Source organism: Falsihalocynthiibacter sp. S25ZX9 (assembly GCF_041205405.1).
GTDB classification, from domain to species: domain Bacteria; phylum Pseudomonadota; class Alphaproteobacteria; order Rhodobacterales; family Rhodobacteraceae; genus Falsihalocynthiibacter; species Falsihalocynthiibacter arcticus.
Genome location: NZ_JBGFCD010000153.1, coordinates 1 through 327 on the forward strand (window position 1 = coordinate 1; position 327 = coordinate 327).

A 327-nucleotide genomic window follows, 5' to 3' on the forward strand; every position below is an offset into this window, starting at 1 on the left:
AACCATGCAGCAAACTCTCGACCATTGTTGAACTGTTTGCCGCTTCCAATCGTTGCTACAATCGCCGAAGCAGTAATCGGGCCGACACCAGGAATGGTTTGAAGCCGTGCAACGCGTTTCTCACGCTTGGCAATCTGGATTATCTCGCGGGAACAGCGTAGAATTTTTCCATGTAAAAACAGCATCTGGTCACCAAGCTCGACGATAACATTGCCAGCAACTTCAGGAAGGTCTGGCTGTTCTCCGTCAAGATAATTCTTCGCAAATTGAATAGCATGACCAACGCCCTGGGGAAGGACAACGCCAAACTCGGCCAATTGCGCCCGC

General features: G+C 50.5%; 1 pseudogene. It reads right to left on the minus strand.

Annotation, left to right across the window (positions count from 1 at the left end):
• Positions 1-104, minus strand: a pseudogene (locus tag AB9F29_RS21680) (transposase); the annotation flags it as partial.
• Positions 105-327 lie beyond the last annotated feature (223 nt).